General features: G+C 39.8%; 10 protein-coding genes. 3 read left to right on the top strand and 7 right to left on the bottom strand.

Annotated elements, in window-relative coordinates:
• The 4 genes from HYS07_08955 to galE form a co-directional block, all read right to left on the bottom strand.
• The coding region (locus HYS07_08955; GenBank protein ID MBI1871306.1) for a VCBS repeat-containing protein at positions 1 to 2,754 on the bottom strand (2,754 nt) is incomplete at its 3' end.
• 157 nt (positions 2,755 to 2,911) lie between these two features.
• On the bottom strand, positions 2,912 to 3,667 hold the full coding sequence (locus tag HYS07_08950; protein ID MBI1871305.1) for a DUF4143 domain-containing protein: 756 nt from the start codon (positions 3,665 to 3,667) through the stop codon (positions 2,912 to 2,914).
• 1,274 nt (positions 3,668 to 4,941) lie between these two features.
• Positions 4,942 to 6,210 carry a 3-phosphoshikimate 1-carboxyvinyltransferase gene (aroA, locus tag HYS07_08945; protein ID MBI1871304.1) on the bottom strand — a complete coding sequence of 423 codons (1,269 nt, stop codon included), beginning with the start codon at positions 6,208 to 6,210 and terminating at the stop codon, positions 4,942 to 4,944.
• Between the two features lie 121 nt (positions 6,211 to 6,331).
• On the bottom strand, positions 6,332 to 7,360 hold the full coding sequence (gene galE, locus HYS07_08940) for a UDP-glucose 4-epimerase GalE (GenBank protein ID MBI1871303.1): 1,029 nt from the start codon (positions 7,358 to 7,360) through the stop codon (positions 6,332 to 6,334).
• A 280-nt stretch (positions 7,361 to 7,640) separates the two neighbouring features.
• Between galE and HYS07_08935 the strand changes: the two genes are divergently transcribed.
• The 3 genes from HYS07_08935 to mgtA all read left to right on the top strand — a co-directional run bounded on the left by HYS07_08935 (position 7,641) and on the right by mgtA (position 11,931).
• Entirely contained in the window at positions 7,641 to 8,561 is a 921-nt protein-coding gene (locus tag HYS07_08935; GenBank protein ID MBI1871302.1) for a carbon-nitrogen hydrolase, read from the top strand.
• Positions 8,476 to 9,297, top strand: a complete 822-nt coding sequence (locus HYS07_08930) for an NAD+ synthase (GenBank protein ID MBI1871301.1) — start codon at positions 8,476 to 8,478, stop codon at positions 9,295 to 9,297. The genes HYS07_08935 and HYS07_08930 overlap by 86 nt, the downstream gene beginning before the upstream one ends.
• An 81-nt stretch (positions 9,298 to 9,378) precedes the next feature.
• Positions 9,379 to 11,931, top strand: coding sequence for a magnesium-translocating P-type ATPase (gene mgtA, locus HYS07_08925; protein ID MBI1871300.1), 2,553 nt, complete (start codon positions 9,379 to 9,381; stop codon positions 11,929 to 11,931).
• A gap of 329 nt (positions 11,932 to 12,260) precedes the next feature.
• Here the strand turns inward: mgtA and HYS07_08920 are convergent, their stop codons facing one another.
• The 3 genes from HYS07_08920 to HYS07_08910 form a co-directional block, all read right to left on the bottom strand.
• Entirely contained in the window at positions 12,261 to 13,430 is a 1,170-nt protein-coding gene (locus HYS07_08920; protein ID MBI1871299.1) for a pyridoxal phosphate-dependent aminotransferase, read from the bottom strand.
• On the bottom strand, positions 13,427 to 14,443 hold the full coding sequence (locus tag HYS07_08915) for an agmatine deiminase family protein (protein ID MBI1871298.1): 1,017 nt from the start codon (positions 14,441 to 14,443) through the stop codon (positions 13,427 to 13,429). The genes HYS07_08920 and HYS07_08915 overlap by 4 nt, the downstream gene beginning before the upstream one ends.
• A gap of 60 nt (positions 14,444 to 14,503) precedes the next feature.
• On the bottom strand, positions 14,504 to 14,698 hold a 195-nt coding region (locus HYS07_08910; GenBank protein MBI1871297.1), incomplete at its 5' end, for a hypothetical protein.

The raw sequence follows: 14,698 nt of genomic DNA, 5'->3' as shown, positions 1-14,698 counted from the left end.
TAAGGAGTCATCAGTGATTTTTGTGAATGTGCCGTCTCCATCGTTGGCATATAAGAAATCCGTTTCATCGAGATTGGCAATAAACAAGTCTAAATCTCCATCATGATCATAATCGATCCAGCCTCCCTTTTTATGTTGGTAATAACTGTATGCGTATTCTTGAAGCATGGGGTAATCCGACGAAGCTTGAATTTCAGTAAAGCTCCCATCTCCCAAATTTTGAAAAAGTTGAGGGACTGATAAAATATTAATCAATAAAAGATCTGGGTCCCCATCATTATCATAATCCCCCCAAGCAATATCCCTCGTATTAAATGGTTGGGATAAAGCAATCTTTTTGAAAGAGCCGTCACCTTGATTATTAAATAAATATACTTTGGTATCATAGGCTACACACACATCCATATCCCCATCCAAATCATAATCAGACCAAGAAGAATCCTCAGTTACTGCCGCATCGTTCACTAATTCTCCCTGGGTAACTTGGGTAAATGTTCCATTTCCGTTGTTATGATAAAGAAGATCACTTTCGCCAGCGTTACCAACAAACAAGTCCAAATAACCGTCATTGTCATAGTCAACCCAATTGGGGGTTAAAGAAGAACCTGTATAGCTCACAACGGTTCCTTTGACTTTAGTAAAAGTACCCTTTCCTTGATTCTGATAGAGAAGATTGGGAGAAAAAGAATCGTATGTCGTTACGAATAAATCAAGATCTCCATCATTGTCATAATCGGCCCAAGCTCCTCCATGGGAATCTACTTTATCGTTAACAACGGGACCTTTTATAATCTTTGTGAATGTTCCATTCCCATTGTTATGGTATAGGTAATCATTAAAATTCCCGGTCTGTCCAAAATTTCTGTTATAAACAAATAAATCCAAATACCCATCCCCATCATAATCGCCCCAGAGTCCACCAAAAGACCCATTATACTCACTCGCAATGTCGCCCACCCCAATATAGAAAGGCCTGATCACCGTGTCTTCATAGGGTTGGGGCGTACTTTCATCTGTTACATCTAATGAAACGCTGTAACTTCCATCTCGTGTGTAGGTCTGTGTTGGATTTTGTTCTGTAGAATCTGTCACCCCGTCAAAGTCGAAGTCCCATGCCCAGGAGGCAATCGGTTCTTTAGAAATACTTTCATCATAAAAGTGAGCAGTGAAGGGGGGGTATCCCACCTGCTTTCCCGCTTCGAAGTTTGCAACAATGGGGGCGTTCTCATCGTAAACGATTAAGTCGTAGCTCCCATTTTTTGTTTCTTTACTGTCTGTGACGGACGAGACCATAACACCAATTTCAGTAAGGTCTCCCTCCTCGTTAGGAATAGTCGTTTCAAAGTCATTGCTGTCAGAGTTATAGAAGTCCAGATTCTCTCCATTTGCATGAATGGCAACGATTCGATATCGAGGGGCGCTGAAATCCGCATCTCCGTCGATCAAAATATGAACGGCTTTTACCCCTTCTTCAGGAATAACCCGATAGTATTGAGCCCCATAAGAAGGGACGCTCTGGTCCATAATCAAAAGAGATTCATTCAAATAGAGAACGTCATTTTCAGCATTTGTAATTTTGACATCGTCATACAGCTCATCTTCAAGATAATCATATTTTTGCTGATTCTCATCTTCCTTATCGAATTTCTTTAAATAGTTCGCATAGACAAAAAAATCCGTAAAAACCTGATCAAAATCCGTTCCATAGGTTGATAAAGTATGGTTAATTCCTTCTATTCCTTCCAAAGAGGACCAATTCTTCCAAAGATCCAGCATGAGATCCACGCCGATTTGAGGTTCCTCTTTGACTTGGCCGAATTGCTCCGTGAGATACTTCCAAAATAGCACGGATTCATAATCGATATCACGAATGTCTATATTTGTATCCCATTCCAGGTAAACATTCGCAGAGGCTGCGTAATCATTCAAGCTATCTAAAACAAGATCCTCTGTCCATCGAGCGGTTCCCTCATCAATCCAATCTTCCTGGTCAAGGGTCGTAGGGGAATAGGGATTGGGTGTATACGCATACTGAAACTGATGAAAAAGCTCATGAGGGATCGTTTTCATCGAACTGAGTGAATGATTAAACCAAGTACTTCCACCGATCATAGGAGTGTAGGGAGCATACGATACCCCATTGCTGGTGCCCAAATTGGCAATGTAAATGTTTCCAACCCACGATGGTTTAACACCCTCGTTAAACCCGTACTGTAGAAGCTTGGCCAATGAATATTCAAGATAGATGCCTATTTTTTCGACATAATCTGGTGCATTGTCTACATCATAAATTCCATCTCCGTCTTTCATTTTCCAATAAGCTAAAGTGGGGTCAGAATCCGGATTTTTGGAATCTGGAAGGACAAGTTTAGTACCCGTATCCACTTCTGGGTTCTTAACCGCATGTGTTCCCTCTGTGGTATAGTAAATGACGAAGTTGCCTATAGATCCATCGCTTAATTTGGTTTGATACTGTAATGGGCTTGACTCGCTCATAGCAGAATGACGGATGATTTCATTCGCAAGAAGACCTAATTCCTCTTGGGAAAGATCCTTGGTTAATTTTAAAAAAAGTGGATTTCCGCAGATATTTTTAAAACTTGTATCATCGGGATGCTTCTCTTCAGAGAAGAGGCTCTTCACGATACTGTGTATCTTTTGCGAGGTATTTCCCTTTCCGGCAAAAGAGATGCCATGGGAAAATACCAACGACACCACAAACATGAAACAAACGGTCAATCTTAGCTTACGCATAAATTTTCCCCTTTCGTTTTGATAGCTTCTCAGAATTCAAGCCTTCTGCATGTCAATTATAAAGACCCGTCCAAGTGGGAAAAAGTCAAAAAGAAAATTAAAATTAGTCAAAAATCACTAACAAGTTGTAACCTAAAGAGTTGTATCGGAAATAGTGTCAAGAAACAATGCTTTTCAATTCAATACTATTATCCAAATACATCGAGGGTCCAATTTCTCTAAAGTCTCGTAAAGTTGAGACAACGATTTGGGAGATGATCCTTTCCTTTCCAACACGTTGTGTGATTTCCTGAAAATTTTTGATCTGGGTTGGAAGAATAGAAGCGCATTTTGCTTCTATAAGCTTGAGGGCATTTCCTTGTGGAATAACAAAATCGATTTCACAACCTGCATGATCCCTATAAAAATAAAGGGCAGGAGTTTTTCCTCTATTCTGGAGATGACGAATCATCTGTCCCAAGACATGGGTTTCAAAGAAAGCTCCTTGAAGCGGACTTTTCATGAGATCAATAGGATTTTGAAATCCTGCCAGAAACGAGGCCAATCCTGTATCCAAAAAATAAATTTTAGGTGTTTTGACAATTCTCTTACCTAAATTCTCATAATAGGGTTCTAAGAGATAAATAACATGGGATGCCTCTAAAAGACCTATCCAGCTCTTAATCGTATTTGGGCTTATGCCGATATCGCTTGCCAGGGTGCTATAAGAAATGAGTTGTCCAGTTCTTGTGGCACAAAGTCTTAGAAAACGGTCGAAATCTCTGAGGTTTTTGACTTGAATGATTTGTCGGATATCTCTTTCAAGATAGGTTACAAGATAATCCGCATAAAATCTTTCAGGCTTAAGACCTTTCGCATGAAGCTCAGGATAGCCCCCTTTCCAAATCCATTCCCATAAATATTGAATTTTCATCAGTTATATTGATGAAAATTCATAACTACAAATGCAAAATTTCACAAATTTTTATAAGTAATTGTATTAGAAATAGTTATGTTTTTAAATAATGAAACAAATTAATAGAATGAATACCCCGCCGATGGTCAAAAAAATCAATTCACGCCCCCAAAAATGAATTCTCTTGGATCCGTACATGACGCAAAGTCCTAAAACCATTAGAAATGTTAGCCAAATCATAGACAAAATTAATAAAATCCATTCCATTTCTATTTTTTTTAGATAGATTAGATAGAAATGAATGAAACTGATTGTAGGCAGGGTAAATACAGAAATAAAAGACCCCAAAAGCCTCCAAAAAACTTTAGTGCGGTCTTTGAACGCAAAATAAAGAGAGGCTATTAAGGTAAGGATAATGGTTGGAACAATAAGGACAAATCTGATCATGTGGATAACCACTCAACTAAGGATTGAGAAGACTGTCAGTATTAGAGAATCTTCATGTAATCCGATTGACGATTTATGAGCTACACATTCCCGCAAAAACTCTTACGCATATATTAATCATGGTTGATTCAATCCTCAAAGTGAAAAAAATTTTAGTTTTGACTAACGAAGATGACTCTATTTAAAACGACAGAGATATTTTTTATCATGAGTTTTTTTAAGCGATCGATTTTAAATTTTAATCGGAGAGATTAAGATTTTCTCTTTATGAAAGCTAAATTTTGATAACGAATTGCTTTATGAGAAGGTGAAAAGATATTTGAATGATTTTTTTCTTAAAGAAAAATAGATGAGCAAGAATTTATCTTAAGAATTTTATTAAAAAATATTTAGTTGTAAGTTATTGTGATTATGTAAGTTATGATTTATATGTTATTAGAATTTTATTTTCATTAAGAATTTTATTTTTGTTTAAAAATAAGCAAGCGACTTGGAAATGTGAATTTTTATGATTAAGAGCGGGGCCTTTTTATTTTTAAAAACTAAAAATTTTTTTGAAAAGAAAAAAATTAAATCATTTTTTTACTGAAGAGAAATATTTAAAGATTCAAAGAATTTACTCCTTTGAAACGGTTCAAATTTATTTTGATGTTTCAGTTTAGAATATGCGTTTCAGAACAAAGTAATTTTTATGAAGTTATTAAAGAGTCTTTCATTTTTTGATCTTGAGATTGAGCATGAAATAATTTTTAAGCACTAGAGATGAAGGGGTTATACAAATCAAATTCAAGTGGGTGTGGATAAGCTGTGGATAAGTTGTGGAAGATTGGTCTTAAAATGGCGAATCAGCCCGGCGGATATAGGGTTTTGAATTGATCCCAAAAAGAGGGAAATGACTTCTTCACGCATTCGGCGTTTTCAATTTTAACCCCACTTATTTTAAGCCCTGCAACTGCAAAACTCATGGCCATTCGATGGTCATTATAAGTTTCAATGACCCCGGGTTGAAGGTGTTCAGCAGAAATAGCGATATTATCGTTTCCAAACTCAACATCAGCCCCTGTTTTCTTGAGCTCAGTTGCAAGATCCTTGATTCGATCCGTTTCTTTGATTTTTAAATGGGCGATATTTTTAATTCGTGTATGCCCTTTTGCAAAGAGAGCCACAATAGCAAGGGTTTGTACCATGTCAGGGATGTCTTTAAGGTCTGCTTCGATCGCATGGAGAGGGTGGCCAATCACTTCTACCCAATCTGTTCCTTTTCGAATTGTACAACCCATTTGTTGAAGCAGATCTAAAAAGCGAATATCCCCCTGCAGAGTTTTTGAAGAAAGGTGGTTAATTCGGACTTTTCCATGGGTAATCGCGGCTGCTGCAAAAAAGTAAGAGGCATTTGAAGCATCCGATTCGATTGTATAATAGGTGGGTTTGTATTTTTGGGGCGTATGGATACGAAATCTTTTATAGTTGTCATGAATAACTTCTACTCCAAAGGCCTTCATTACATCGAGAGTCATATCGACATAGGGTTTTGAGACGAGATCTCCTTCTATTTTAATTTCGACAGGATGCTTTGCATAAGGAGCGCTCATCAAGAGGCTTGAAAGATACTGGCTTGAGTTTTCTCCTTTTAAGGTGGTTTTACCCCCCTCTATTCCATTTGCTTCAATGACGAGGGGAGGGTAGTTTTCTTCTAACGACCCTCTCACTTTGATGCCCAGTTTTTTCATGGATTGAATAAGATCTCCGACAGGGCGTTGGCGCATTCGGGGATTTCCATCCAAGGTATAGGAGCCGTGACCCAAGGCAAGAAAACTTGCCAAAAATCTTAAAGTTGTTCCTGAATTTCCACAAAATATAGGATCTTTCATTAATCCCATACGACCGGACCTGCCCATCACGGTTAGATGATTACCTTGCGCTGTTATTGGAATTCCAACTTGCTGAAGGGCCTTGATCATAAGATTCGTGTCTTCAGAAAGAAGGGATCCTTCCAGGTAACTGATTCCATTAGCCAGGCTTGCGACGAGAAGTGCCCTATTCGTGTAGCTTTTTGAGCCTGGGATTTCGATCACTGCATCGATTGTTGAAAGGGGCTTGATTTCTATTTGCATATTTTTACCTGTCTCTGGCTACTGAGGGGCAGTTTTCATTGTTAATTTAAAATTCAAAATTCAAAAATCAAAATGACATATTAAAATCCAAAATTTCTAATGCTATTGCAAGGGAAACATTTTAAGTTTTACATTGTAATTTTGATTTTTGATGTTTGATTTTTGGATTTTTATCGTTGGTTGACGCATAGCCCTTGGGATGTTTTTGGGTCCATCGCCAGGCGCTTCGCATAATTTCTTCTAAGGAGGGATGCTTCGGAATCCATCCTAGAACCTGTTGAATTTTTTGGGAGCTGGCGACAAGAATGGGAGGATCTCCTATTCGGCGATTACATTCTTTGACTGGAATTTTCATTTCACACACTTTTTCAGCTGTTTGAATCACTTGTCGGACAGAATATCCGCTTCCATTCCCTAAGTTGAAGCTTTCGGATTCTTCTAGTTCAAGGGCGAGTATATGGGCTTGGGCAATATCTAAAACATGAACATAATCCCTAATGCAGGTTCCATCGGGTGTTGGATAATCTGTTCCATAAATATTGACATAAGGAAGTTCATTCAAGGCTGCTTTAAGGACATTAGGGATTAGATGTGTTTCTGTGGCGTGATCTTCTCCCAGGTGATCGGTTGCCCCTGCTGCATTAAAGTAGCGAAGAAGAATGGCTGTTATTTCATAGGCTTTAGCATACCATTTTAATGCTTTTTCAAAAGCGAACTTTGTCTCTCCATAAGGATGGGTTGGTTTTTGAGGTGTCATTTCGGTGATGGGTGTTTTTTCAGGTTCTCCATAAACCGCACAGGAAGAGGAAAAAATAATTTTAGGGACTCCATTTTCTCTCATGGTTTCTAAAAGGAGCAGGCCATTCACCACATTGTTATGGTAATAGAGTGAGGGATGTTCAACGGACTCAGGAACAAGGCAGGAACCCGCAAAATGCATCACAGCATCGAAAGGGTCTTTAGAGAAAGCCTTGTGAAGAACATCTGCATTTCCCAAATCTCCTTGAACAAAAGCGGCTCGTGGGTCTAAGGCCTCTAGATGCCCTTCGCTGAGATCATCAATGATGGTTAGTTCGTGTCCATGGTCAATCAGTAACTTTGCTGTTACGCTCCCAATATAACCTGCTCCACCTGTAAGTAATATTTTCATGCGATATCTTTTTTACTTTGAACTGTATTTTCCCATCTGGCTACATAGTCTTCATCATCAACAGTTGTAAAGAGATTGTTCTTATGGACTGTTGACTGTGGACCATTGACTACTTTTATATCCTATGTTGTTCAGATAAAGAAATGAATAAAATATTTTTTGAGCTGTTTTTTTTATTTTTGGGATAGAATGTTACCTTAGTGGCTGCTGATCTAAGCTTTGAATGTTTAAAAAGAGAAAAGTCTTATATGCCTGATTTAACTTTACATGGGAAAAAAGTATGAAATTTCGGGTTACCTTGGCGCAAGTTTGTCCTCGACTTGGGGATTTGGATCAGAATATAGAACTTTTCTTAGAGAAAATTAAAAAGGCGATTCGAGAGAAGGCCCAACTGATTGTCTTTCCGGAATTGGGTCTCACAGGATACTTTTTAAGGGATATGGTTTCAGAAGTGGCGCTTAAATCTTCCTCAAAGGCATTAAAAACATTCATCGCACTTTCAAAAAAAATTTCTATTTGTTTTGGATTTGTGGAAGAAACGGATACGTTCGAGTTTTTTAATTCCGCCCTTTATCTTGAAAAAGGGAAAGTTTTGCATGTTCATCGCAAGGTCTATTTACCCACCTATGGGATGTTTGACGAGCAGCGTTATTTCTCTAGGGGGAAATATATTCGTTCCTTTGAAACACAATTTGGACGAGCGGGGATTTTGATTTGCGAAGATTTGTGGCATCCGACCTCTCTTCAGATTGCTGTTCAGGATGGCGCAAAATTTATTTTGGCTCTTTCATCAAGCCCGGGTCGTGGGGTCGGGGCCCAGGATAAACTCTACAGCACCCAGATGTGGGAAGAAATGAATCGATTTTATGCGAGCCTTTACGGCATTTATTTAATTTATGTCAATCGAGGCGGGGTTGAGGAGGGAATTAATTTTTGGGGGGGATCAGAGGTTGTGAGTCCCAAGGGAGAGATTTTGGTCAAGGCCCCTTATTTTGACGAAGCCCTTTCAATCGTTGAATTAGATTCGGGTGAAATTCGTCGCAGTCGTATCATGAGCCCGATTCTCAGGGATGAGAATATCGATTTAGTTTTATATGAACTTTCAAGAATTCGGGATCAATATGCTCAAAATCAATCCAAACCTGGTCGAGGAAATGCTCGAAAAATTCCTCAAGGAAGAAATTCAAAAAACCGGGTTTAAGCGGGCCATTTTAGGCCTTTCGGGTGGAGTCGATTCTGCCGTGGTTGCGTTTCTTTTGGCTCGTGCCCTGGGCCCTCGTCATGTGTGGGGTTTGGCCATGCCCTATGCCAGTTCGGATCCAAAAAGTTCAGGAGACGCCCAAGAAGTTTCTGAGAGGCTTGGAATTCATTTTGAGAAAATTGAAATTACCCCCATGATCGATCCCTATTTTAATTTGTTTCCTGACATTTCCAAGGTACGTAGGGGAAATAAAATGTCGAGGGAACGTATGTCGATTCTTTATGATTATTCTTATCAGCTTAAGGCTCTGGTGATCGGGACGAGCAATAAGACGGAGCTTTTGCTAGGCTATGGGACCCAGTATGGGGATATGGCCTCAGCCATTAATCCTTTGGGAGACCTTTATAAAACTCAAGTATGGCAGTTGGCCGAGCATTTAAAAGTACCCGAGCATATTGTGAAAAAACCTCCTAGTGCTGATCTTTGGGCCGGTCAAACGGATGAGAAAGAATTGGGTTTTACTTATCGTGAGGTCGATGAGCTTCTTTATCACATGGTAGATGAACGATATTCTCCTGAAGAACTGGCTCAAGCCAAATTTGATCCGTCCTTTGTGGAAAAAGTTTTTTCCCGAATGAGAGATTCTCAATATAAGCGTCGTCTTCCTCTCATTGCAAAGATATCTCAACGGACCATTGATCGCGATTTTCGATATGCCCGTGATTGGGGGAGGTGAAAAAATTTCGGATTGCGGATTGCGAATTGCGAATTTATTGGGGTTGTTTTTAGATTAATAAAATCTTAAAGAATATGACTTATGACAAAAACGAATAAGACTCAAACGCAGACTTTAAGTTTTTTTGCTTCATCTCCTATTGAAGCCTTGTTAGAGCATTTCAATACTTCGATGGGAGGGTTGATGGAGCCTGAGGCTTGGGAGAGGCTGAAAACTTATGGATACAATGAGCCTGCAAAAAAGAAAAAGAGAACGCTTCTATGGCAAATTCTTTCCAAATTTTTTAATCCTTTGGTGATTGTCCTCGTGATTGTAGGTCTTTTCTCCTATTTTTTTGGGGAAAAGATCAGCGCCTTTCTTGTTTTTTTGATGGTTCTCATGAGTATTTTTCTTTCGTTTATCCAGGAGTATCGCTCGGGTAAAGAAGCAGAAAAGTTGAGTGAAATGGTTAGAGCTACAGCAACGATTTTAAGAAATGGGCGTAAAAAAGAAGTTAAAATGAGGGAAATTGTTCCGGGAGATGTGGTTGATCTTTATGCTGGAGATATGCTCCCGGCTGATTTAAGGCTGATCTCTTGTAAGGATTTGTTCATTAATCAGGCTTCATTGACCGGTGAATCTTTTCCCATCGAAAAATTTTCCTATCCCTCTTCCTCTCAATCAAATTCTGTTGCAGATTTAACCAACATTGCCTTTATGGGTTCCAGTGTGGTGAGTGGGACTGCTTTGGGCTTAGTGATTAAGACGGGGGCTTTCACCCAATTTGGCGAGCTTTCGCAAAAGTTGGCTGCGGTCAATCCTCTCAGCAGTTTTGAAAAGGGAATTCATGAATTTGTATGGCTCATGATTCGCTTCATGCTGGTTTTGGTCGTAGTCATTTTCGGCATTAATGCCCTTTTGAAAGGGAGTTTGACCGAGGCCCTGCTTTTTTCTCTGGCGGTTTCTGTAGGCCTGACGCCAGAAATGCTCCCCATGATTGTGGCGGTTAATCTTTCTAAGGGAGCTATTTTTATGTCGCGCAAAAAGGTGATTGTTAAAAGACTTTCCGCGATTCAAAATTTGGGGGCCATGGATATTCTTTGTACAGATAAAACAGGAACCCTCACCCTGGATAAGGTCGTTTTAGAAAGGTATTGTGATGTGGTTCGCAAGGCCAATGAAGAGGTTCTTAAGCTTGCTTACATGAATAGTTATTATCAGACAGGGCTTAAAAATCTTTTGGATAAGGCTATTTTAAAGCATCAGAAATTGGCCGTAAAAGAATTTGCAAAGTTTGACGAGATCCCATTCGATTTTTCACGGAGAATTATGTCTGTGGTTGTTGAAATGGAGGCCCATCACCGAATTATTTCAAAAGGGGCTCCGGAAGAAATTTTTAAAAGATGTACCCGTTTTGAATTGGATGGAGATATTTTTGATATGGAACATCTTCTCTTAGCTGACTTAAGAGAAGAGTGCAACATGTTAAATATGGAAGGGTTTCGGGTTTTAGCTATTGCTTATAAAGATGTGATCGAGAAAAAAGAAACTTATACCAAAGAGGATGAAAGTGGCATGGTTTTAAAAGGCTATGTTGCTTTCTTAGATCCGCCTAAGCCCAGTGTTAAAAAAATGGTGGATCGCTTGCAAAGGCTTGGCATCAAGTTTATGGTGTTGACAGGGGATAATGAGCTTGTCACAAAAAAAATATGCGGGGATGTCGGATTAGACGTCAGTTCAATTACAACGGGTGAAAAAATTGGAAAATTAAATGATGTTGAATTGCAAGAATCCGTTAAAAAAACCGCTGTTTTTGCGAGACTCGATCCTTTACAAAAAGAACGGGTGATTCGGGCGCTTCATTACAATGGCCACATTGTGGGCTATTTAGGAGACGGCATCAATGATGCTCCGTCTTTGAAGGCTGCGGATGTAGGGATTTCAGTCGATAATGCAGTGGATATTGCAAAAGAATCGGCGGATATGATTCTTCTAGAGAAAAGTTTGCTCGTACTCGTGAATGGGGTTTTGGAAGGGCGTAAAACCTTTGGCAATATTATGAAATATATTAAAATGGGGGCCAGTTCTAATTTAGGAAATATGATCAGTATGACGGGGGCGAGCCTCGTTTTACCGTTTCTTCCCATGGCTCCGATTCAAATTCTTCTCAATAATTTTCTTTATGATATTTCTCAAGTGGCGATTGCGACCGATGCTGTAGATGAGGAATATTTAGAAAAGCCCAAGCCATGGGATATTCGTGCGATTCGAAAGTTTATGCTGACGCTGGGACCCGTGAGTTCTATTTTTGATTTTTTAACCTTTGGCGTCATGATGGTCTTATTTAAATTTTCGGAAAATGCATTTCATACGGGTTGGTTCCTTGAATCTCTTTGTACTCAGACCTTGGTCATTCACGTTATTCGTACGGCAAAAACTCCTTTTCTCCACAGTCGGTCGAGCCGGTTTCTTCTTGTGATGTCTGTCATGATTGTGACTCTTGGTTTTGGAATTGTGCTCTCACCCGTGGCCCGTTATCTTGGGTTTGTTCCTCTACCTCTTTCTTATTTTGCGGCCCTTCTAGGAATGATTGTCACCTATTTATGGGTAACTCAAGCTGTTAAAAATGGGTATGTGAAGAAGTGGGGATACTAACCATGAGTGGCAAAAAAGATTTGGGGCATCGTTTATCTGGATTAAGGATTGATCCCCAGGCTCGAGTGAAGGACAAGAATTCTCCATTAGAAGAGGCCATTGATCTTGCTTAAGGATTATATTCTTGGAATGCTTGCTCAAAAAAGAGATCAGAAGTCTAAACTTAAGGATTTCATAGATATTGATGAATGGTAAACTCTAATGAGTATCGAGTTATTTAACGGGTGGTGAAAAGAGAGGTTCTTGTATTCATTCTTGCCGTCGGAACACGGAGTGATGATGAGATTTATGAAGAAGCAATCCGGCGGCTTCGATCCGTGTAAATATCATCAAAAGTAACTCAGAATTCTCCTTACTCCTTCTTGAAAAGTTTCAGGTGGTACTATTAAACTGATGACCAGATAGCCTTCTTTTTCAAATTGGTAAAAGTGCCCGGGGTGAACAAAGACGCCTTCTTTTTCTAGGAACGTTAAAACCCATTCTTCGTCGCTTCGTGTCTTTGGAATTTTTAAAAGGGCGTACCAACCTCCTTCCACTTTAAGAACTTCACAGGCAGGAAATGGAATGATCTTTTCTTTTAACCATTTGAGATTGTTTAACACTCTCATTTTGATGGGGTTTTGAATCGTTTTACAATTTTCAATAATCCACGGGAGTGCTTGTTGAATCGGGGTATTCACGGAAAGATAAGTATCTGTGATGACTTCAAGACGATCTAAGGCTTGAGTCAAAAGTTTTTGGGGACCGTTCACAACCATCCAACCTAATTTCATTTGGGGAAGGCCCACCATTTTAGAAAGGCCATTAAGGGTAAAACTAAGCACTTCAGAGATTCCGGCAAGGCGGGTGTGTTTTTCATTGCTCTCGACTGCATAATCAAAAAAAACTTCATCTGAGACAAGGGCGATTTCTTCATGATGGGCGAGTTGAATGAGTTCAAAGAATTCATTTTTTTTGATGTAAGACCCCGTTGGATTATTAGGATGAACGACGAGAAGCGCCTTGGTGTCAGGATTAACATTGTTTTTGAGGCTTTCAAAATCAATTTGCCAATTCTTCTCGTAAAAAAGAGAATAAGTTTTTAGCTCGACATCGGCAAGGTCGCTCAAAAAATCAAAAAGCGGATAACCGGGGCGAGGGATTAAAATATTTTCTTGGGGATTGACCAGGAGTCGAAAAAGAAAAGAATAAGCCTCACTGGTACTCGAGGTGAGGAAAATTTGTTCTGGATTAATCGAATGTCCTTGATCCTGGTAATATTTTGCAATGGCTCGTCTGGCTTCCAGCAGTCCTTTCGGATTGGGATGATACTGAAAGCTTTGGGGTTGAGTGAGGACTTGGGCAAGTTCTTGTGTGGGATAATCAAAACCACAATGGGTTGGGTTAGATTCCGTTAAGTCTAAAATCGGAAGTTGAGAATCGCGGCGTTTCTGAAGAGCTTTCGTAATGGGGTTGGCTTCAAGATTCCAATTTGTGCGTTTAGAGAATAAATTTTTCACTGAATTTTCGGTTGTTGCTGAGATACACAATGAAGGGTTCCAAGTCCAACGACCATCGGTGCACAGGAAAGTCCAATGACTTTTCGATCGGGGAAAAGGGGTCGAAGAATTTGAAGGGCCTTCTCATCATTTTTGTGATTAAAAATCGGGACAAGCACGACACCATTGGCAATGAAAAAATTGGCGTAGCTGGCGGGAAGCCGGTCCCCTTCATAACTTACGACGCCTGGCATGGGAAAAGAAATCACGTTGAGTTTTTCTCCCTTTTCGTTTTTTGCCAATTCGAGACGTTTATAATTTTCCTTCAAAAGTTCATAATTATCGTCCGCAGGATCTTCTTCCAAAGCGCATACAACGGTGTTAGGGTTCACGAATCTTACAATGTCGTCCACATGCCCGTCCGTGTCGTCTCCCACGATACCCACTCCTAGCCAAATGACATTTGAGACACCTAGAAAATCTTTGAGAGTGTTTTCAATTTCGCTCTTTTTAAGATGAGGATTTCGGGTGGGGGTGAGCAGACATTGTTCTGTGGTTAGGCAAGTGCCGCTTCCATTGACATCGATGGATCCCCCTTCTAAGACAATGCCGGGTTCAAAAGAAGGGATGTTCAGGAGGGGCTTGAGCTGTTGAGGGATAGCGGTATCTTTTTTAAGCTCTTCGTATTTATTTCCCCAGGCATTAAAAATCCAATGATTATACGCCAGCTCTTGAGAAGAACCGTTTTGTCGAATGAGGAAGTTAGGACCATAATCCCGAATCCAGACATCCACCGTTGGAATTTTGTGAATGATCAGATTTTGGGATTGGATGTTTTTAGATTTTACTTTTTGAAGGACTTTTTGTTGAGTCGTTTCATCGTTGACCAGAAGAAAAACTTTTTCGTTTGGGGTCAAGTACTCAATCATTTGGGTGTAGATTTCTTCAACTTCCGGAAGTTGCTCCGGCCAGGTGATCGGATCCTTGGGCCAGGAAAGCCAAGTGCCTTCATGGGGAGCCCATTCGGCGGGCATGGAGTAGCCGAGAGAAGAGGGAATCGTTGAAATTTCTGAGCGGGTATTTGATTTCATGGATTAAAAAATTTCTTTGAGTGTGATGATGCGATCAAAATAATGCCGTTCATCTAAGGCCTTTGTTGCTCCAAAAGGGGCAATGAGAATTCGTTGAATGGATTTCTTTTTAGGATTCAAAAGAAGTTCTAATTTTCTATCCATCTCGTTAATGACTTCCGTTCCAACTGCTGCCTCGGTGTACTTTATTTCACATAC

The sequence above is a fragment of the Chlamydiota bacterium genome (genome assembly GCA_016178055.1).
Lineage (GTDB): Bacteria > Auribacterota > JACPWU01 > JACPWU01 > JACPWU01 > JACOUC01.
The sequence above is the reverse complement of the archived record's forward strand: the minus strand, read 5'-3'. Positions and strand labels throughout refer to the sequence as shown.